The organism is Agromyces sp. MMS24-K17 (genome assembly GCF_043950245.1).
In the GTDB taxonomy this organism is placed as follows: Bacteria; Actinomycetota; Actinomycetes; order Actinomycetales; family Microbacteriaceae; genus Agromyces.
The window spans coordinates 245220-263711 of sequence record NZ_CP171640.1 but is presented as its reverse complement, the minus strand read 5'-3'; the positions used below and the strand labels follow the sequence as shown (position 1 = coordinate 263711).

Here is an 18492-nt window from a genome sequence, read left to right as displayed (position 1 = left end):
AGGCGTCGCCGCCCGGTCCGCCGAGCCGTCAGGGACTGATGTAGGTCTGCCGCTGGATGGTCGGCTGCGGGGGCACCGCCGGGATCCAGTTCGGCTCCTCATCGGGCACCTGGTCCTCGTCCTCGACGGGCGCGGGCGCGCCCGTCGACGCGGGCTCGACCTGCGGCTGCGGCAGCACGCCGAGGCGATCAACCTGCTCGGTGAGCGCGTCGAGCACCGAGCGCAACTGGATCTGCGCGACCTGCGCGTAGGTGCGCACGTACTCGATCTCGGGCATCGGCGGCATCGAGGCCGTCGTCGGCGTGACCACCGTCGCCCCGGCCTGCGCCGCACGCTCGGCCCCGCGCTCCACCACCTCGCGGTACTGGTTGCGCGCGCTGAGCACGAGGTCGCGGGCGTACTGCTCGGCGTCGGCGACGGCCTTGTCGGCGATCATCTGGGCCTGGCTGAGCAGGCCCACCGCCCCGAGCGTCACCTCCTGCTCGAGCTCCGGGTTCGAGAACGACTGGAGCCTGGTGTTCTCGGCCTGCAGCCGCGCATGCTCGGCGCGCAGGCGGGTGTAGTCCTGCTGGAGCGACTCCAGCACGCCGCGTTCCTCGGTGCCGGTCGAGGCGACCCGGTCGATCGAACGTGCGAGGTCCGCCATGAACCCGTCGACCTCCGCGCGGTCGTACCCGAGGGGGCGGGTGGCGAAGGTCGAGTTCCGCAACTGCGAGAGGCGTGCCACGGCACCGGCCAGGCCGGCGGCCGGTGCGGGGCCGCCGTTGGGCGCCGGCTTGTTGGAGGCCGCCACCGGCGCCGGTGGCGGCGTCTGCGCCTCGTCTGCCTGGTCGGGGGTCATCGGGAACTTCCCATCTGCTCTGCGGGCAGCGTCGGCCGCGGGGGATCGAGCGTTTCGGGGGCGGCGTCGCTGTCGACGTCGAGGGTCGCGAACTGCTCGTACCGGATGTCGGCCGGGTCGAAGCCGAGTTCGCGGAGCCGCGACACGGTGTGGCGCACCATGCGGGACGAGCCGCACACCATCGCGATCGGGCCGGGACCGAAGAGGTCATCGGCGACGGCGTCGCCGATCAGTCCCTTCCGGCCCGGGTAGCTGCGATCGTCGGAGACGACCGGCGTGTACGTGAACCACGGGCGGCCGGTGAGGCTCTGCAGCAGCTTGTGCTCGTAGAGGTTCCAGGGGACGCGCGCGCCGTGGAACAGGTGCACCCGCGGCGCGTCGCCGGTCGCCTGCCACTGCAGGTCGATGCGTTCGAGGTGCGCGCGCAGCGGCGCGAACCCCGTCCCGCCGGCGACCATCAGCAGGTCGCGCTCGAGGTCCGCGCCGTCGAGGGTCAGCTCGTGACCGACGGCGGCCCCCAACCGCAGGGTGTCGCCGGCCTTCAGCAGCCGCACGATCGCCGAGGACACCTGCCCACCGGGCACGAGCTGCACGTGGAACTCGAGGGTTCCGTCGTGTCTGGGGGCGTTCGCGGGCGAGAGGTAGCGCCACAGCCGAGGGGCGTACGGGGTCTCGACGGCGACCGACTGGCCGGGCTCGAACTCGAACGCGGGCTCGGGCTGCAGGTGCACGATCGCGACGTCCATGCTGCGCCGGTCGACCGAGGTGACGTGACCGGTCCACGAGGCCGGGCTGCTCCGCTCGGACTCCTCGGCCGCCTGCACCATGGTCGTCGCGATCACGCCGTACGCCGCAGCCCAGTCCGCCGCGAGCTCCTCGGTCCACTGGTCGCCGAGGAAGTGCTTCAGCGTGGTGAGCAGCGACAGGCCGACCGCGTCGTAGTGGTCGGCGATGACCTGGAACCGGCGGTGGTCGCGTCCGAGCTGCTGGATGAACGCGGTCACCTCGTCGAGCTGGTCGACGTTCGACACGATGCGCCCGAGCGCGCCGACGAGCCGGTCGCGCTGGGTCGCCATCGAGACCGGGAACATCGCCCTGATCTCGGGGTGCGTGTAGAACAGGTGCGAGTAGAAGAACAGCGGCACCTCGTCGCCGAGCGTCTCCGCCAGCGACCAGGTGCGCTTGAGCGCCGCGGTGTCCACCCGGGGCTACGCCTCCGTCGCGGACACCTCGACGATGTCGGGCTGGGTGGCGGCGACGGCGGAGACGGTCCGGTCGATGATCTCGGACGGGACGCCGGCCTCGGTCAGCGCGGCGATGAGGTGACCCGCCACGGCCGCGAAGTCGTCGGCCGTGATGTGCAGGTTCGCGTGGGCGGTGCGCAGGTCGCGCCCGTCGTAGGCGACCGGGCCGCCCATCACCTGCGACACGAGGGCGACCTGGTGCCGCTTGAGGCGGACCAGCTCGATGCCGTCGAAGTAGCCGCGCAGGCGGTCGTCGGCGAGCACCAGCTCGTAGAACCGGTTGACCACGACCGTGATGGCGGGGGCGCCGCCGACCGCGGCGTAGTCGCTCTCGGCCTGGGGCTCGGTCTGCGTGGTGGAAGTCATCGTCGAATCTCCGATCGCCTGGGGGAGGGGCCGTCCATTCCTACCAGAAACACGGCGGGGGCATCGCGAGTTGTCCACAGGTCGACCCCGTGTCGGCCGTGCTCACCACCCGCCGCGCGTCGGCGTGTGCCCGTCCCGCGCCTCGTCGGGCATCGTCATCTCGGCACGCACCCCGAGCAGCCGGATCGGCCGCTCGGGCTCGATGCGGTCGGCGGCCAGCCCGAGCAGCGCCTCGAGCACGACGGCGGGGTCGCCGGTCTGCGGGATGCGCCGCTGGTACGTCTTCGTGAGGAACGGCGCGTAGCGCACCTTCAGGGTCAGGCCGATCACCGGTCGCCCCTCCGCGGCGACGTCGTCGAGCACCGCCGCGGCCAGCGTGCGCAGGGCGTCGTCGACGTCGGATGCCTCGACGAGGTCGTGCTGGTACGTCGTCTCGCGACTGTGCCCGCGCGCCACCCACGGGGTGTCGTCGACCACTCGGGCGCCGTCGCCCCGCCCGAGCTCGCCGTACCAGGGGCCCATGCGCGGCCCGAACTCGGCGGCCAGCACGTCGGGCGGGGCATCCGCCAGCTCCGCGACCGTGCCGATGCCGAGCGCCGCGAGGCGGCGCGACACCTTCGGCCCGACGCCCCAGAGCGCGATCGTCGGCCGCTCGCCCATGACCTCGCGCCAGTTCTCGGCGGTGAGGCGGAACACGCCCTGCGGCTTGCCGAAGCCGGTCGCGACCTTCGCGCGCACGAGCGTGTCGCCGATGCCGACGCTGCAGTGCAGGCGGGTCCGCTCGAGCACGGCCCGCTGGATGCCGCGGGCCACGGGCTCCGGGTCATCCGCGTCGATGCCGACGAACGCCTCGTCCCAGCCGAGCACCTGCACGACCGCGCCGGGCACCGCGCGGAGGGTCGACATGACCTCTTCGGACGCCGCGAGGTACGCGGGCGCGTCGACGGGCAGGATCACCGCGTCGGGCACCTTGCGGGCCGCGATCCGCAGCGGCATCCCGGAGCCCACGCCGAACGCGCGCGCCTCGTACGACGCCGTCGAGACCACCGCGCGCTCGGTCGGGTCGCCCCGGCCGCCGACGATGACCGGCAGGCCCGCGAGCTCCGGGCGCCGCAGCACCTCGACCGCCGCGATGAACTGGTCGAGGTCGACGTGCAGCACCCACGGGCGCCCGTGCTCGCTCACCCGCCCAGTCTGCCGCGGAATCGCCGCCTTCCGGGGAACCGGCGCCAGCCTCGGGTTCCACCCAAGGGGGGTCCTGTCAGTGCCTTCCCGCCGCCGGAGCCGCTGCCTAGCGTGGACGGGGAAGAAGGAGCACCACATGGAACTGACCTTGAACAACGGCGTCACCATGCCCGCCCTCGGCCTGGGCGTCTACCAGAGCGCCCCCGAGGAGACCGCCGCGGCCGTCGACGCGGCCCTGCGCACGGGCTACCGGCACATCGACACCGCCGCCGCGTACCGCAACGAGCGCGAGGTGGGCGAGGGCCTCCGCCGATCGGGCGTCGACCGGGACGACGTCTTCATCGAGACCAAGGTCTGGGTGAGCGACTACGGCTTCGACCAGACCCTGCACGCGTACGACAAGGCGATCGGCAAGCTCGGCGTCGACCGGCTCGACCTGCTGATCCTGCACCAGCCCGCACCGAATCGGTTCGACTCGGTGATCGCGGCGTACCGGGCGCTGGAGACCCTCCTCGCCGACGGGCGCGTGCGGGCGATCGGCGTGAGCAACTTCATGCCGCCGCACCTCGACCGACTGCTCGAGGCCACCGAGGTGGTGCCCGCGGTCAACCAGGTCGAGTTGCACCCGTACTTCACGCAGCCCGAGGTGCGGGCGGCGAACGCGCGGCACGGCATCCTCACGCAGGCCTGGTCGCCCATCGGCGGCATCACGTTCTACCCGGGCTGGGGCGACCACCGGCGCAACGTGATGGAGGATCCGGCGATCGTCGGGATCGCGCGGGCGCACGCGAAGTCGCCGGCGCAGGTCATGCTGCGCTGGCACCTGCAGGAGGGCCGGTCGGCGATCCCGAAGTCGGTGAACCCGGGCCGCATCGCGGAGAACTTCGACGTGTTCGACTTCGAGCTCACCGCCGACGAACTGGCCGCGATCGACGCGCTCGACACGGGCGTCCGCGGCGGGCCCGATCCGGATGTCCCGCGCGACGCGTTCTTCGACCTCGTGATCGACGAGGCCTGATCCGCGGCGGCGGTCCGGCCTCTGGGGGCCGGGCCGCCGGCACCCGCCCGGACGTGCGGAACCCCGGCGCACGAGGGGAGGTGGCGCCGGGGTCCGCGTCCGTGGGGCCGCCCGCGTGCGGGCGGCGTCGTTCACTCGAACGGCAGCTGCGGCAGGACGTCGAAGGCCACGCGGCCCTCCTCGTCCACACGGGCGTCGAGGGTCTTGTCGTCGAGCGCCTCGCCGGCGCCGCCGCCGAGGAACACGCGTGCGCCGTCCTGTTCGACGACCACGTCCGAGGTGTCGGCCGCGGGCACGATGGCGACGGCGAAGTCGGTCGACTCCGGCTCGTCGGCGGAGATGCGCAGGCCGCTGCTGTCGGGCCCGCCCCGTCGTGAGACGAGCTCCTTGACGACGAGGCTGGCGGTATCGGTCAGCGTGAGCATTCGGGCTGCTCCCTTCACTCGCTGTTCGGCATGCCGTGCGGCGTCTTCGTGCGCGCGCACGGCACATGAAGTCCCCAACGATGCCCGGGCCGGACGATCCTCGGAACCCCCTTGCGCAACGACCCGCGATGCGCGACCCTACGCGTCCTCGCGCGCGTCCTCGCGCGCCCCCTCCGCCTCGGCCTGCGCGCCGCCCGGCAACGGCCCGGTCAGGTACCCCTGCACCGTCGGCCCGACGCGGGCGAGGATCCACTCGTGGTCGGCCGACGCGAGCGGCTCGATGCGCAGCACGTACCGGGCGATCATGAGCCCGCCGACCTGGCTGGCCACCAGCGCGGCACGTTCCGCGGCGCGTTCCCCGCCGGGCTCCGGCGCCACGCGGCGGACGAACGGCAGGATGGCCCGGCCGACGACGAAGTCCCGCGCCTGCGCGGCGAACCCGGGATTGCGCACGGCGCTCCGGAGCACCGCGAGCAGCGGCCCGCCCATCGGCGAGTCCCACGTGTGCAGCAGGGCGGCCAGCAGGGCCCGGCCGGCGCGCTCGGGCGGCACGTCGTGCAGGGTCTCGACCACCTGGGCGGGGTCGATCGGCAACTCGAGCACCGCCTGCCACAGGCCGTCCTTCGAGCCGAAGTGGTGGGTGATCATCGCCGGGTCGACGCCGGCGCGCGCGGCGATGCGCCGGGTCGTCGTGCCATCGACACCGTGCTGCGCGAACTCGATGCGGGCGGCGGCGACGAGGTCGTCCCTGGTCGTGGAGCGCCCCCGGCGGCGGCCGGACTGGGCGCCGGCCGGGGCGCCGGACCGGGCGCCCGTGGTGCGGCCGGTCATGCGGCCGCCGCGTTCGCGCCGGGCTCCGGGCGGTCGAGCAGCACCATCGTCTCCTCGAGCGTCGGCGCCACCACGGCGACGGACGCCCCGACGCCGGCGGCGTCCAGCGTCGCTCGCACCTCCTCGGGCGGGACGCCGGCGACGCGGATGTCCCGACCCGTCAGCATCGTGGGGAGGCCGGCGTCGCCGAGCGCCGTGAACGCCTGCTGCCAGGCGTCCGATCGCACCAGCACCGCGGTCGTGCCGGCCGTGAGGTCGTCGACCGAGCCGACGCCGAGCAGTCGGCCGCGGGAGAGCAGCGCGAGCCGCGTGCACTGCTCGGCCTCCTGCAGGTAGTGGGTGGTGACGATCACGGCCCGTCCCGACGCGGCCTGCTCGTGGATGAGGTCCCACAGCCGGGCGCGCGCGAGCGGGTCGACGCCCGAGGTCGGCTCGTCGAGCACGAGCAGCTCGGGGTCGTGCCCGAGAGCGAGCGCGAACGCGAGCTGCCGCTGCCGGCCGAGGCCGATGTCGTTCACGACGTCGCCGGCGATCGGGCGGAGCGACGGCGGCAGCTCCGCGGGCGGCGTGCCGTAGACGCGGGCCGCGAACTCCACGTTCTGCGCCACGGTGATCGTGCGGAAGAGTCCCAGCCCCTGCGGCACGTAGCCGAGCCGCCGTCGCGACGCGTCGTCCGGCGGCGAGCCGAACAGCTCCGCCTCGCCCTCGTCGGGCCGGTCCAGGCCGATGAGCATCCGCAGGAACGTCGTCTTGCCGGCGCCGTTGGCCCCGATCAGCCCGACGATCTCGCCCGGGAGCACCTCGAGCGACACGTCGTCGACCGCGAGGTGCGTTCCGAACCGCCGGGTGACGTGGCGTGCCGCGGCGGCCGCACTCCCCGAGGTCGCGTGCGCGGGCCCCGACGTGCTGCGAACTGCAGGAGATCGGGCGGTATCCCCGCTGTGGAGGGGGGATGGGGTCGAATCTCCTGCGTTGCGCAGGGTCGTGTGGGCGGGGGCCTCGGACGGAGCGGATGCCTCGGGCGGAGCGGATGCCTCGTCGCCGTCGCCGTCGCTGCCGGCCGGCCGCGCCGCGAGCGTGAGCGCGATGAGCGCGTCCTCCAGGTCGGGCCGGGCGATCGGCTCCGAGCCCGGCGGCAGCGCCGCCCCACCGCGCGGCACCCACACGTGCCGGCGCACCCCGCGCCGCCAGGTGCCGGGGCCGGGCGGGGCATCCGCCGGCAGCAGCGCGACGGTGCCGGGCAGCCCGTCGATGATCGCGTCGGGCTCGCCCTCGGCGATGACCCGGCCGCCGTCGAGCGCGAGCACCGAGGTCGCGCGCTGCGCCTCGTCGAGGTACGTCGTCGCCATCAGCACCGCGGTGTCGCCGACGGCGATGCCCGAGATCAGGCGCCAGAGCTCCACCCGGCTGACCGGGTCGACGCCCGTGCTGGGCTCGTCGAGCAGCACGAGTTCAGGCGCGTGCAGCATCGCGAGCACGAAGCCGAGCTTCTGCCGCATGCCGCCCGAGAGGTCGCGGCCGAGCCGGTCGCGGGCGGCCGTCAGCGCGGCGCGTTCCAGCAGCTCGTCGCCCGTCGAGCGGATGGCCCGCGCCGCCATGCCGTACGACCGGCCGACGAACTCGAGGTTCTCGCGGACCGTCATATTGGCCCAGACGCCGCTCGTGGCGGGCTGGTAGCCGATGCGCTCGCGGCCGAGGGTCGACACCGAGCCCGACTGCGGCACGATGCGCCGGGCGAGCACCCGCAGCAGGGTCGACTTGCCCGCGCCGTCGCCGCCCACGACCGCCGTGACCCGGCCGCGCGGCACGGCGAGGGTGACGTCGTCGAGCGCGGCGACCGGGCCGAACGCGACGGTGACGCCGTCGACGCCGAGGGCGGTGCCCGTTCCCGTCGTCGGCGCCGTGCCGCTCGTCGCGGCGGTCACCGGGCCGCCTCCGGGGCGGCGGCGTCGTGGCCCGAGGCATCCGGTACGCCCGCGGCATCCGCCTCGCCCGGAGCGCGGTGCGCCGCCCGACCGTGCCCCCCGTCGGCCGACCCGCGACCGTGCCCGCCCGGCCGGTGGCCGTGGCCGCCGCCGGCGCGCGGTTTCGCGGGGGAGATGCTGCGGCGCAGCCGGCCCACGGCGAGCCCGAACACGACGATCGCCATCACGGCCAGGATCGTCAGCGGCAGCCAGAGCGCGTCCCACGAGGCGCCGCGGATCATCACGCCCTGCGACACCTCGGTGAAGTAGGTGAGCGGGAGGAGGTAGCCGATCCAGCGCACGCCGGGCGCCATCGCCGACAGCGGGAAGATCATGCCCGACAGGAGGATCTGCGGCAGCAGCGTCATCAGGGCGAGCTGGATCGCCTGCCCGGTGGTCTGCGACACCGACGAGATGAGCACGCCGATGCCGAGCACGACGAAGAGGAACAGCGCCGCACCGACGGCGAACACGGCGACCGGCCCGTTGAACGGGATGCCGAACAGGAGCATGCCCAGCACGGTGATGAGCACCATGTCGAAGCTCGCCAGCAGGAAGTAGGGCGTGATCTTGCCGAGGATGACCCCGCTCGCCTTCAGCGGCATCACGGCGAGCTGCTCGAGCGTGCCCGCCTCGCGCTCGCGGACGAGCCCGATGCTCGTGATGACCGTGCCGATGAAGGTGAGGATGAGGCCGATGATCGCCGGCACCATCACCCACGAGGTCTTCAGGTCGGGGTTGAAGAGGATCTCGACGTCGACGGTCGGCGCGGCCTGCGCCTGTGCGGGCGCTTCGCCGGCGGCCTGGGCCTGGGCGGCCTGCTGCGCCGCCTCCTGCGCGAGGGACTGCTGCACCTGCGCGAACAGGGTGATCGCCGACTGCGCGGCGAACAGGTTCGAGCCGTCGATGAGCACCTGGAGGTCGGCCGGGTCGTCGGCGACGATCGCGAGGTCGGAACGGTCGTCGCGGAGCGCCTCCTCGGCGTCGGCCTCGGTGCCGTCGGGGTCGGATGCCACGACCTCCAGGTGGTCGGAGAGCAGGTCGTCCTCGTCGATGCGGTCCTCGACGTCGGCGGCGGCGCTGCCGACGACCGTCACGGTGAGGTGCTCGACCGTGAAGTTCGCGGCGTAGCCGAAGATCACGAGCAGCAGCAGCGGCATCACGACGAGCAGGGCGACGGTGCGGCGGTCGCGGCGGAGTTCCTGGAATTCCTTGAGCATCACTGCGCGCATGCCGCGGATTATTCTCCGCTTGGGGAATTTCCGCAAGGGTTCGTCACATGGCGCCGCGTGACGTCCTGAATCGTTCGATGACGCCCGGAATCGTGGTGTGACGTCCGGTTCCGACGTGTGACGGACGGGGTCGCGGCGCCCCGTTCGGCCTCCCTACGTTCGGCTTCGGGAGGTTCACACATGCCACGTCTCATCATCGGCGCCATGGTCCGCACCATCGGCGCGTACCCGTCGGGCTGGCGCTACCCGGGCGCGCACCGCGACCCGCGCGGCGACGCCGCCGTGCTCCGGCGCACCGCAGAGGTCGCCGAGGCCGCCGGGCTCGACTACCTGTTCTTCGGCGACTGGCTCGCCACGGGGGAGGACCTCGCCTACCGCGACCCCTACCTCGTCGCCCGTATCGACCCGATCTCGGCGATCACCTACCTCGCCGGCATCACCAGCCGCATCGGCCTCATCGCCACCGCCAACACCAGCTACACCGACCCGTACACGCTCGCCCGCGCGACCGCGTCGATCGACGTGCTGAGCGGCGGCCGCGCCGGCCTCAACCTCGTGACGGGCGCCGAGCCCCGCGCGGCCGGCAACTTCGGCGTCGACTTCCACGCCGCCAACGAGTCGCGGTACGACCGCGCGGTCGAGTTCGAGCACGTGCTCCGCCGGCTCTGGGACTCCATCGAGGACGACGCGATCGTCGCCGACCCCGAGACCGGGCTGTTCCTCGACCCGTCGCGCCTGCACGCCACCGACTTCCATGGCCAGCACCTGAGCGTCACCGGGCCGCTGAACGCCGTGCGGCCCGTCCAGGGCCACCTCCCGATCGTGCACGCCGGCACGTCGCCGCGCTCGCGGCTCTTCGCGGCGCAGAGCGCCGACCTCGCCCTCGTCGCCGTCTCCGGGCGCGACCAGGCCGCCGCGCTCCGCGAGGACCTCCGAGCGCTCGCCTTCGAATCGGGCCGCGACGACCGCACGCTCAAGGTGATCGCGCCCGTGCTGCCGATCGTCGGCCCCACCCTCGAGGCCGCGCAGCAGACCGCCGACCGGCTCTCCGAGCTCGTGCAGATCGCCGAGGACTGGCCCGACGGCCCGCCCGCGGCGCTCCCCGCGAACCGCTCGCTCGCCCACCTCTCGCAGCTCGTCGGGGTCGACCTCACCGAGCTGTCGCCCGAGCGCAGCGTCACCGCCGACCTCGTCGCCCAGTTCACGCCGCTCGGGCAGGAACTCGTCGAGATCGTCGCCGAGCGCACCGGCCGCCACCCCGGGGCCGAGCGCTCGTCGACGCTGCGCCACCTCGTCGTCGCCGCGTCCGTGAACGCGTCGATGGTCGTCGGCACCGCGCCCGACATCGCGGCGGAGTTCGCGGCCTGGGCCGAAGCCGAGGCCGTCGACGGCTTCAACGTGCTCGCCGCCACCCAGCCGTCGCAGTTCGAGGCCTTCGCCGAGCAGGTCGTGCCCGAACTGCGCCGGCTCGGCGTCGTCGAGGAGCCGTCCGACGAGCCCGTGACGCTCCGCGAACGGCTCGGCCTGAGCCGGCCCGAGAACGTGCACGTGACCCCCGGTGACGGCGGGTTGCGACTCGCGACGGCCGGTGACCTCCGCGGTCGTCCCGCGGTTGAGCGGTCGTCACGGCGTCCGTAGCTTCGTCCACCACCCCCTTCCCGCATACAGCATCGATTCGACCCAAGAGGACCCACCATGCCCACGCATCGCTTCCGAACCGCGCTCACCACGGGCGGCACGGCTCTCGCCGCCGTCGCCCTGCTCGCCTCGTGCGCATCCGCCCAGCCCGCCGCCACGGAGGCCGCCGCGAGCGAGCCCGTCGAGGGCGGCACGCTCACCTACCTCGAGCACCAGACCTACACGACGCTCTACCCGCCGCAGGCCGGCTTCTACCCGAACGGCGGCCTGGTGAACAACCTCACCGCGCGCCTCACCTGGCAGGACCCGGAGTCGCTCGAGATCGAGCCGTGGATCGCGACCGAGTGGACGGTGAACGCGGATGCCACGGAGTACACCTTCGACCTCCGCGACGGCGTGACCTTCTCCGACGGCACCCCGCTCGACGCCGCCGCCGTGGCGAAGAACTTCGACACCTACGGCCTCGGCAACAAGGACCTCGGCCTCACCGTCTCCGAGGCGATCAACAACTACGCCTCGAGCGAGGTCGTCGACGAGGACACCGTGACGTTCCGCTTCGCGGCTCCGGCGCCCGGCTTCCTGCAGGCCACCTCGACGATCAACTCGGGCCTCGTCTCGCCCGCCACCCTCGACCGCAAGCTCGAGGACTGGGGTGCGGGCAACGCCGCCGAGATCGTCGGCAGCGGCGCCTTCGTCGCCACCGAGGAGGAGATCGGCACGTCGCTCCACCTCGAGGCCCGCGAGGACTACGACTGGGCGCCGCCCTCGTTCGAGCACCAGGGCCGCGCCTACCTCGACGCGATCGACGTGGTCGTCACCCCGGAGGACAGCGTGCGCATCGGCTCGCTGCTCGCCGGCCAGGCCGACCTGATCCGCTACGTGCAGGCGTTCGACGAGGCCCAGGTCGCGTCGGCCGGCTTCGAGGTGATCGGCGCCCCGACCCGCGGCGTGAACAACTCGCTCGGCCTGCGGTTCACGAACCCGCTGCTCAGCGACCTGAAGGTGCGCCAGGCGCTCGTGCACGGCGTGAACGCGCAGGAGGTCGTCGACACGATCTTCACCGCGAACTACCCGGTCGCGACCTCGCAGCTCGCCTCGACCGCCAAGGGCTACAAGGACGAGTCGAAGGCCCTCGCCTACGACCCGGAGCAGTCCGAGGAGCTCCTCGACGAGGCCGGCTGGACGGTCGGCGCCGACGGCATCCGCGAGAAGGACGGCCAGCGCCTGTCGCTGACGGTCTACGAGGCCGCCCCGCAGCCGCTGTCGAAGCAGACCCTCGAGCTCGTGGCGCAGCAGCTCAAGGCGATCGGCGTCGAGCTGAACGTCAAGGCCGCCGACTCGGGCAGCTACGCCGAGGACATCAAGGACCCGCTGAAGACCCCGCTCTACCACTCGATGGTCGGCCGCGCGGACAACGACGTGATCAAGAGCCAGTACCACACGAAGAACCGCAACACCCTGCTCTCGAACGACGCCGAGCTCGACCGCCTGCTCGAGGCCGTGGCCTCCGAGCCCGACCCCGCAAAGCGCGACGAGGCATCCGCCGCGGTGCAGGACTACCTGACCGAGCAGGCCTACGTGATCCCGCTGTTCGAGGAGCCGCAGGTCTACGGCGCCGCGCCGTACGTGCACGGCTTCACGACCGAGTCGGTCGCCCGTCCGCAGTTCTACGACACCTGGCTCGACCAGCATTAACCCGCCGGTGGTCGAGTAGCGGAGCGTATCGAGACCTCGCAACGGGTCTCGATACGCGGCTCCGCCGCTACTCGACCACCGACCCGCCATCACCCACCGACCCGCCATCACCCACCGAGGAAGGAGGCATCCGATGCCCTACGTGCTGCGACGTGCCGGCCAGGCGCTGATCGTGCTCGCGGTCGCGTTCACCGCGACCTTCGTGCTGCTCCAGGCGCTGCCCGGCGACGCCGTGCTGATCAAGTTCGAGAGCCCCGAACTCGGACTCTCGCCCGAGCAGATCGCCTCCATCCGGGCCTCCTACGGCGCCGACAACACGCTGCCCGAGCAGTTCCTGCACACGCTGACCGGCTTCCTCGTCGGCGACTTCGGCTACTCCGTGCAGTACGGCACCGCGGTGCACGAGCTCATCGGCTCGGCCCTGCCCGACACCCTCGCGCTCGCCTCCCTCGGCTTCCTGCTCGCGGTCGTGATCGCGGTCGTGATCGCGTTCCTCTCGACGCTCGCCCCGTTCGGATGGCTCCGCAACGCGCTGCGGGCGCTGCCGGGGGCGTTCGTGTCGATCCCCGTGTTCTGGCTCGGCATCGTGCTGATCCAGGTCTTCTCGTTCCAGCTCCGGCTCGTGCCCGTGATCGGCGCCGACCCGGTGCAGGCGCTCATCCTGCCGGTCGTGACGCTCGCCATCCCGATCTCGGCGCCGCTCGCGCAGATCCTCGCCCGGTCGATCGACGAGACCACCCGGTCGCCGTTCGTCGCGGTGGTGCGCGCCAAGGGCGCGAGCCACGCGTGGGTGCTGTGGCGGGATGTCGCGCGCAATGCCCTGCTGCCGACCGTGACCATCGCGGGCGTGCTGATCGGCGAGCTCATCGGCGGCGCCGTCGTCACCGAGACGGTGTTCGGGCGGGCCGGCATCGGCCGGCTCACCGAGGAGGCGGTGCGCAACCAGGACGTCGCGGTGCTCCAGGCCGTCGTGATCCTCGCTGCGCTCGTCTTCGTCGTCGTCAACCTCGTGGTCGACCTGGTGTACCCGGTGCTCGACCCCCGACTCAAGCGGAAGGCGGTGGCCGCATGACCGCCATCGGGGGTCGAGTAGCGCCCGAGCGCAGCGACGGCGCGGTTCGCGACCGGGACGGTCTCGACACGGTCGCTGCGCTCCCTGCTCGACCAGCGGAGGGGGAGGTCGCTGCGCTACCTGCGGGACCAGCGCGAGAACCACGCCCGACGTCGCCGTGGCGCGCCCGCCTCCGCCGGGTCCGCCCCGGCCTCGTGCTCGCCTCGCTCGTCATCGCGCTCGTCGTGCTCTGGGCGATCGTGCCGTGGCTGTTCACCTCGGCCGACCCGCTCACGGGCGTCCCCGCCGAGAAGCTGCAGGCGCCGAGCGCGACGCATCCGTTCGGCACCGACGCGCTGGGCCGCGACCTGTTCGCCCGCGTGGTCTACGGCGCGGTCCACTCGCTCTCCGGCGCGTTCGTCGCGGTCACCGTCGGCCTCGTCGGCGGCACGCTCCTCGGCGTGCTCGCCGGGTCGCTCGGCGGCGCGGTCGACGCCGTCGTCGGCCGGATCGTCGACGTGCTCCTGTCGATCCCGGGCCTGCTGCTGTCGCTCAGCATCATCATCCTGCTCGGCTTCGGCACCGTGAACGCCGCGATCGCGGTCGGCATCGGCTCGATCGCCGCGTTCACCCGGCTGTCGCGCAGCGAGGTCGTGCGGGTGCGGCAGGCCGACTTCGTCGAGGCGGCGTTCGGCTCCGGCGCGCGGCTGCACCAGGTGCTCGGCCGGCACATCCTGCCGAACTCGCTGACCGCCGTCATCGGCCTCGCCGCGCTCCAGTTCGGCAGCGCGATCCTCGCGATCTCGACCCTCGGCTTCCTCGGCTACGGCGCTCCGCCGCCGACGCCCGAGTGGGGCCTGCTCATCGCCGAGGGCCGCAACTACGTCGCGACGAGTTGGTGGCTCACCGTGCTGCCGGGCCTCGTGGTCGTCGCCGTCGTGCTCAGTGCCAACCGCATCAGCCACGCCATCGGGAGGGATCGATGACCGCGCTCCTCGAGGTCTCGGGCCTCGACATCGCCTACCGCACCGCTGGCGGCGGCGAACGCCGCGTCGTGCACGAGGTCGCGTTCGACGTCGCGCCCGGCGAGGTCGTCGCGCTCGTCGGCGAGTCCGGCTCGGGCAAGACGACCACCGCGAGCGCCGTGCTCGGGCTCCTGCCCGAGGGCGGCCGGGTCGAGCGCGGCGAGATCCGCCTCGGCGGCGTCGACCTGGCCGGATGGAACGACCGCCGCCTGCAGCAGGTGCGCGGGGCCCGCATCGGCTACATCCCGCAGGACCCGGTGTCGTCGCTCAACCCGGTGCGCCCGATCGGGGTGCAGCTGGGGGAGGCGTTCCGCATCCACCGCCGCGGCGACCGCCGGGACATCCGCCGCCGCGTGCTCGAGCTGCTCGACCGGGTCGGCCTCGACGACCCCGCGCTCCGCGCGAAGCAGTACCCGCACGAGCTGTCGGGCGGCATGCGCCAGCGCGTGCTCATCGCCAACGCGGTCGCGCTCGAGCCCGAGCTGGTGATCGCCGACGAGCCGACGAGCGCGCTCGACGTGACCGTGCAGCGGCGCATCCTCGACCTCATCGACGACCTGCGGCGCGAGCACGGCACCGCGGTGCTGCTCGTGACCCACGACCTCGGCGTGGCCGCCGAGCGCGCCGAGCGCACCGTCGTCATGCAGCACGGCCGCGTCGTCGAGCGCGGGTCGACGACCGCCGTGCTCGACGCGCCGCGCGAGGCGTACACGCGCCGGCTGATCGCCGACGCGCCGGGCCTCGGCGACCATGAGTTCCGCCGTCCGACCCCGCCGATCTACCTGCGCGACGCGGGCGTGGCGGCCGCCGAGAACCCGTTCGCGCTCGAAGCGGTCGGCCTGTCGAAGGCGTACTCGCTCGGCCGCGGGCGCGAGCCGTTCCGCGCGGCCGACGACGTGTCGTTCCGGGTGTTGCGCGGCACGACGCACGCCCTCGTCGGCGAGTCGGGGTCGGGCAAGACGACGACCGCGCGCATCGTGACCCGGTTCATCACGCCCGACGCGGGCGAGGTGCGGCTCGGCGGCGAGGACGTCACGAAGCTGACGGGCGCCGCGCGCCGGGAGTTCCGCCGCCGCGTGCAGCTCGTCTACCAGAACCCGTTCGCCTCGCTCGACCCGCGCCAGACCGTGGCCGACATCATCGCCGAGCCGCTCGGCAACTTCGGCATCGGCGACCGCCGCTCCCGTCGCGAGGCCGCGGTGCGCCTGATCGACCGGGTCGCGCTCCCCGCCGACGTCGCCGACCGCCGTCCGCGCGAGCTGTCGGGCGGGCAGCGCCAGCGCATCGCGATCGCCCGTGCGCTCGCACTGGAACCCGAGCTCGTCGTGCTCGACGAGGCGGTCTCGGCGCTCGACGTGACCGTGCAGGCGCGGATCCTCGAGCTCCTCGAGCAGCTCCAGGCCGAGCTGGGCCTCAGCTACCTCTTCATCAGCCACGACCTCGCCGTCGTGGCCCGCATCAGCCACTCGGTGTCGGTGATGCGGCAGGGCCGCATCGTCGAGAGCGGCCCGACCGAACAGGTGTTCCGCGACCCGGAGCACGAGTACACCCGGGACCTGCTCGACGCGGTCCCCAGACGGAAGGCCATCGCGTGACCCGCATCGGATTCTTCACCCGCCTGCTCGACGACACGACCGCCGCCGAGCGCTACCGCATCGCCCTCGAGCAGATCGTGCACGCCGAGCGGCACGGCTTCGACTCGGCGTGGGTCGCGCAGCACCACTTCCACGCCGCCGAGGGCGGCCTGCCGTCGCCGTTCGTGTTCCTCGCGCACGCCGCCGCGGCCACGAGCCGCATCCGGCTCGGCACCGGGGTCGTCACCCTTCCGCTGGAGGACCCGGTGCGGGTCGCCGAGGACGCGGTCGTGCTCGACCTGCTCTCGGGCGGCCGCGCCGAGCTCGGCGTCGGGTCGGGCTCCACCCCGGCGTCGTTCCTCGCGTTCGGGCAGCGCGCCGAGGACCGGGCGCGGGTCTTCTCGGAGAAGCTCGACACGCTCGTCGCGGCGCTCGCCGGCGCCGAGCTCGAGGACCAGGCGAACCGGCTGCAGCCCTCCGGCCGCGACCTGCTCGGCCGGGTCTGGCAGGCGACGTTCTCAGCGTACGGCGGCACCCGCGCCGGCCGCGCCGGGCACGGCCTGATGCTCTCGCGCACCCAGCCGCGACCCTCCGACGCTCCTCGCCGCACGCTCTCCGAGCTGCAGCTGCCGATCATCGACGCGTACCGCGAATCGCTGCCGCACGGCGTCGCGCCGCGCGTGCTCGCGTCGCGCACGCTGTTCGTCGCGGACTCCCGCGAGGAGGCCCGCCGCTACGCCGAGATCGGCCTGCGCCGCGCGGCGATCGGGTTCACGCGCGGCGGGCAGCCGCCGTACGGCGACTCGCTCGACGAGCTCATCGCGACGTACGACACGCACGTCGGCACCGTCGAGGAGGTCGTGGAGTCGCTGTCCCGCGACTCGGCGGCCGCAGAGGCGACCGACGTCGCGTTCCAGGTGCACTCGGTCGACCCGCCGCACGAGCTGGTGCTGCGCTCGATCGAGCTCATCGCCACCGAGGTCGCCCCCGCGCTCGGCTGGGGCTCGCGACTCGGCGAGGCGGCGCACGCCGCACCCGCCGCCTGACCCACGAACCACCACAGGAAGGATCCGCACCGATGACCGATCTCCTCGACCGGTTCGCCGGCGTCGTCCCGGAGGGCGCGGTCGACGCGCTGCGCCGGCACCGCCCGGTGACCCGCGAGCACGCCCAGGCGAGCTACGACGCGCTGTTCACCTCGATCGACGAGGCGCACGCGACCCTCGCCGAGCGCGCCGCGATCGCGCAGTTCGTCGCCGCGCTGCACGCCGACGACCTCGCCGCCGCCCACTACGGCGCCATCACCCGCGACGCCGGCGGCGACGCGCTCGCCGACCTCGTCGCCGAGCTGTCGGTCGGTGCCGCGACCACCGGCCCGTACGGCGCCTACCCCGCCGCAGGCCCGCTCGCCGGCGAGGGGGTCGAGGGGCTCCGCTGGACGGTCGCCGACGCCTCGCGCCCGGCGCTCGGCGAGCGGCTGTCCGCCGCGCTCGAGCACGCCCACCTGCTCGTGTTCCGTCCGCGCGAGGCATCCGCCGACGCCCTGCGCACCTTCGCCGCGGCCGGCTGGTCGGCCGACGGCATCGTCACCGTCTCCCAGCTCGTCTCGTTCCTGGCCTTCCAGCTGCGGGTCGCGGCCGGGCTCCGACTGCTCACCGCCGAGGAGGCCGCAGCATGACCGAACAGACCGCGAACGCGGAGATCATCGAGCACCCCGACGCGGTCGTGCCGCTCGCGTTCACGCAGGACGAGATCGGCTGGCTGCCCTGGCTGGAGCCCGCCGACGAGGACACCCTGACCGAGCGGCAGTGGGAGGGCCTCGTCGACCGCAGCCGGTCGAAGAGCGACTACTTCCGGCTGCTCGTGCGCGACCCCGACATCCTCAAGGCGCGCACGCTCACCGACAAGGACATCTTCTACAACGCGGCCGACGGCCTGCCGCGCGCCGAGCGCGAGCTCGCCGCCGCGGCGACCAGCCGGTTCAACGGATGCATCTTCTGCGCGTCCGTGCACGCCCGGTTCGCCACCCACCACTCGAAGCGCCACGACGACGTCCAGCGGTTGCTCGACGCGGGCGTCGACGCACCGCAGGACGAGCGCTGGCGCGCCGTGATCGACGCGGCGACGGCGCTTGCGGCGACCCCGCCCCGGCTCGGCCCCGAGCACCTGGCGGCGCTGCGCGCGGCCGGGCTCGACGAGCAGGCGGTGTCCGACGTGATCCACTCGGCCGCGTTCTTCAACTGGGCGAACCGGCTGATGCTCTCGCTCGGGGAGCCCGCGGAGTAGCGCGCTCCCGCTCGAAGCCGGCGGCTCGGTCCCACCAGGTCGGGCCGTCCGCATCGTCGGCGGGACGGGGTGCGATCCGCCCCGTCCCGCCGCGATGTTTCCTCATGTGTCGTGCCG

General features: G+C 73.4%; 17 protein-coding genes. 9 read left to right on the top strand and 8 right to left on the bottom strand.

Annotated features, from left to right (window positions below):
• Window positions 1-28 precede the first annotated feature (28 nt).
• From ACGGZK_RS01095 to ACGGZK_RS01080, 4 genes are all read right to left on the bottom strand, one after another.
• Window positions 29-841, bottom strand: a complete 813-nt coding sequence (locus tag ACGGZK_RS01095; protein ID WP_395244429.1) for a DivIVA domain-containing protein — start codon at window positions 839-841, stop codon at window positions 29-31.
• On the bottom strand, window positions 838-2043 hold the full coding sequence (locus ACGGZK_RS01090) for a globin domain-containing protein (protein ID WP_395244428.1): 1206 nt from the start codon (window positions 2041-2043) through the stop codon (window positions 838-840). The genes ACGGZK_RS01095 and ACGGZK_RS01090 overlap by 4 nt, the downstream gene beginning before the upstream one ends.
• A 6-nt stretch (window positions 2044-2049) precedes the next feature.
• Complete coding sequence (locus ACGGZK_RS01085; protein ID WP_395244427.1) at window positions 2050-2451, bottom strand: group 1 truncated hemoglobin; 402 nt, start codon at window positions 2449-2451, stop codon at window positions 2050-2052.
• Window positions 2452-2553: 102 nt separating this feature from the next.
• Window positions 2554-3612 (bottom strand): DNA polymerase IV, encoded by a 1059-nt coding sequence (locus tag ACGGZK_RS01080; RefSeq protein WP_395246016.1) that lies wholly within the window; start codon window positions 3610-3612, stop codon window positions 2554-2556.
• Window positions 3613-3772: 160 nt separating this feature from the next.
• On the opposite strand from ACGGZK_RS01080, the gene ACGGZK_RS01075 reads away from it, so the two are divergent.
• Window positions 3773-4654: an aldo/keto reductase gene (locus ACGGZK_RS01075; protein ID WP_395244426.1), complete on the top strand. Its 882-nt coding sequence runs from the start codon at window positions 3773-3775 to the stop codon at window positions 4652-4654.
• 131 nt (window positions 4655-4785) lie between these two features.
• Here ACGGZK_RS01075 and ACGGZK_RS01070 read toward each other — a convergent pair whose 3' ends face one another.
• The 4 genes from ACGGZK_RS01070 to ACGGZK_RS01055 form a co-directional block, all read right to left on the bottom strand.
• The gene (locus ACGGZK_RS01070; RefSeq protein WP_395244425.1) at window positions 4786-5079 is read right to left on the bottom strand and encodes a Fe-S cluster assembly protein HesB; all 294 of its coding nucleotides are present in this window, start codon (window positions 5077-5079) and stop codon (window positions 4786-4788) included.
• Between the two features lie 138 nt (window positions 5080-5217).
• The gene (locus tag ACGGZK_RS01065) at window positions 5218-5910 is read right to left on the bottom strand and encodes a TetR family transcriptional regulator (RefSeq protein WP_395244424.1); all 693 of its coding nucleotides are present in this window, start codon (window positions 5908-5910) and stop codon (window positions 5218-5220) included.
• The gene (locus ACGGZK_RS01060; protein ID WP_395244423.1) at window positions 5907-7835 is read right to left on the bottom strand and encodes an ATP-binding cassette domain-containing protein; all 1929 of its coding nucleotides are present in this window, start codon (window positions 7833-7835) and stop codon (window positions 5907-5909) included. The genes ACGGZK_RS01065 and ACGGZK_RS01060 overlap by 4 nt, the downstream gene beginning before the upstream one ends.
• Window positions 7832-9106, bottom strand: coding sequence for an ABC transporter permease (locus ACGGZK_RS01055; protein WP_395244422.1), 1275 nt, complete (start codon window positions 9104-9106; stop codon window positions 7832-7834). The genes ACGGZK_RS01060 and ACGGZK_RS01055 overlap by 4 nt, the downstream gene beginning before the upstream one ends.
• Window positions 9107-9286: 180 nt before the next feature.
• Here ACGGZK_RS01055 and ACGGZK_RS01050 point away from each other — a divergent pair, with 180 nt between their 5' ends.
• The 8 genes from ACGGZK_RS01050 to ACGGZK_RS01015 all read left to right on the top strand — a co-directional run bounded on the left by ACGGZK_RS01050 (window position 9287) and on the right by ACGGZK_RS01015 (window position 18375).
• Entirely contained in the window at window positions 9287-10744 is a 1458-nt protein-coding gene (locus ACGGZK_RS01050; protein WP_395244421.1) for an NtaA/DmoA family FMN-dependent monooxygenase, read from the top strand.
• A gap of 57 nt (window positions 10745-10801) precedes the next feature.
• Entirely contained in the window at window positions 10802-12439 is a 1638-nt protein-coding gene (locus ACGGZK_RS01045; RefSeq protein WP_395244420.1) for a TIGR04028 family ABC transporter substrate-binding protein, read from the top strand.
• Window positions 12440-12572: 133 nt separating this feature from the next.
• Window positions 12573-13511 carry an ABC transporter permease gene (locus ACGGZK_RS01040; protein ID WP_395244419.1) on the top strand — a complete coding sequence of 313 codons (939 nt, stop codon included), beginning with the start codon at window positions 12573-12575 and terminating at the stop codon, window positions 13509-13511.
• A 194-nt stretch (window positions 13512-13705) separates the two neighbouring features.
• The gene (locus ACGGZK_RS01035) at window positions 13706-14476 is read left to right on the top strand and encodes an ABC transporter permease (protein ID WP_395244418.1); all 771 of its coding nucleotides are present in this window, start codon (window positions 13706-13708) and stop codon (window positions 14474-14476) included.
• Window positions 14473-16110: a dipeptide ABC transporter ATP-binding protein gene (locus tag ACGGZK_RS01030; protein ID WP_395244417.1), complete on the top strand. Its 1638-nt coding sequence runs from the start codon at window positions 14473-14475 to the stop codon at window positions 16108-16110. The genes ACGGZK_RS01035 and ACGGZK_RS01030 overlap by 4 nt, the downstream gene beginning before the upstream one ends.
• On the top strand, window positions 16107-17135 hold the full coding sequence (locus ACGGZK_RS01025) for a putative FMN-dependent luciferase-like monooxygenase (protein WP_395244416.1): 1029 nt from the start codon (window positions 16107-16109) through the stop codon (window positions 17133-17135). Before ACGGZK_RS01030 ends, ACGGZK_RS01025 begins: the two co-directional genes overlap by 4 nt.
• Window positions 17136-17167: 32 nt before the next feature.
• Window positions 17168-17767, top strand: a complete 600-nt coding sequence (locus tag ACGGZK_RS01020) for a CMD domain protein (RefSeq protein WP_395244415.1) — start codon at window positions 17168-17170, stop codon at window positions 17765-17767.
• A complete protein-coding gene (locus ACGGZK_RS01015) occupies window positions 17764-18375 on the top strand; it encodes an alkylhydroperoxidase domain protein (RefSeq protein ID WP_395244414.1) in 612 nt (203 codons plus the stop codon). The genes ACGGZK_RS01020 and ACGGZK_RS01015 overlap by 4 nt, the downstream gene beginning before the upstream one ends.
• Window positions 18376-18492: the final 117 nt, after the last annotated feature.

Bases quoted from the DNA above. Each gene is read 5' to 3' on its own strand.
- ACGGZK_RS01095 (WP_395244429.1), bottom strand. From the start codon at position 841: ATGACCCCCGACCAGGCAGACGAGGCGCAGACGCCGCCACCGGCGCCG.
- ACGGZK_RS01085 (WP_395244427.1), bottom strand. From the start codon at position 2,451: ATGACTTCCACCACGCAGACCGAGCCCCAGGCCGAGAGCGACTACGCC.
- ACGGZK_RS01075 (WP_395244426.1), top strand. From the start codon at position 3,773: ATGGAACTGACCTTGAACAACGGCGTCACCATGCCCGCCCTCGGCCTG.
- ACGGZK_RS01070 (WP_395244425.1), bottom strand. From the start codon at position 5,079: ATGCTCACGCTGACCGATACCGCCAGCCTCGTCGTCAAGGAGCTCGTC.
- ACGGZK_RS01065 (WP_395244424.1), bottom strand. From the start codon at position 5,910: ATGACCGGCCGCACCACGGGCGCCCGGTCCGGCGCCCCGGCCGGCGCC.
- ACGGZK_RS01055 (WP_395244422.1), bottom strand. From the start codon at position 9,106: ATGCGCGCAGTGATGCTCAAGGAATTCCAGGAACTCCGCCGCGACCGC.
- ACGGZK_RS01050 (WP_395244421.1), top strand. From the start codon at position 9,287: ATGCCACGTCTCATCATCGGCGCCATGGTCCGCACCATCGGCGCGTAC.
- ACGGZK_RS01045 (WP_395244420.1), top strand. From the start codon at position 10,802: ATGCCCACGCATCGCTTCCGAACCGCGCTCACCACGGGCGGCACGGCT.
- ACGGZK_RS01040 (WP_395244419.1), top strand. From the start codon at position 12,573: ATGCCCTACGTGCTGCGACGTGCCGGCCAGGCGCTGATCGTGCTCGCG.
- ACGGZK_RS01030 (WP_395244417.1), top strand. From the start codon at position 14,473: ATGACCGCGCTCCTCGAGGTCTCGGGCCTCGACATCGCCTACCGCACC.
- ACGGZK_RS01020 (WP_395244415.1), top strand. From the start codon at position 17,168: ATGACCGATCTCCTCGACCGGTTCGCCGGCGTCGTCCCGGAGGGCGCG.
- ACGGZK_RS01015 (WP_395244414.1), top strand. From the start codon at position 17,764: ATGACCGAACAGACCGCGAACGCGGAGATCATCGAGCACCCCGACGCG.